We start from the raw sequence: 513 nt of genomic DNA on the forward strand, positions 1-513 counted from the left end.
GTGGCATTTAGCTCTGTGGTAGCTGGTTTTAAAGGCATGGGAAGTTGGAGAATGAGTTTTGAGGTACTGTTAGGAATATCCACTCTCACAACTCTATTCAAGATGTCAATCATGGCTTTATACTGACACATCCAATTCATGCCTAGGATGACATCTATCTCTTGATTGCGCAGTACTATCATGGTGGTAGGAAATACATGTTCCCCCAACATTACTGGTATACTGCGGACCACTTCCTTAGTATTTATCCGCCCTCCAGGCGAAAGTATGCAGAAACTTTCTGTTAACTCCCCCATGGGTAACTTATGCTTGATGACAAAAGTGCGACTGATGAAGGAATGCGATGCACCAGAATCAAACAAGACGACTGCAGGATGATTGGCAACGGGAAACCTACCGATCATGACGGGCCCCCCTTCTGGAATATCGCTGACAGTGGTGTAGTAGACTTGCCCGTGCTTCTTGACGAACTTGCCCTTCTGCACTTGCTGCTGTGGAGCACGGTGTTGCTGC

General features: G+C 46.8%; 1 protein-coding gene. It reads right to left on the reverse strand.

The genetic code is table 11. The features are described 5' to 3' along the window. Positions 1–404 (reverse strand): aspartyl protease family protein (locus tag ACXVWP_RS11145; protein WP_458473415.1); only part of this gene is annotated, 404 nt, incomplete at its 3' end. Positions 405–513: the final 109 nt, after the last annotated feature.

This window comes from Haemophilus sp. SZY H56, assembly GCF_054332415.1.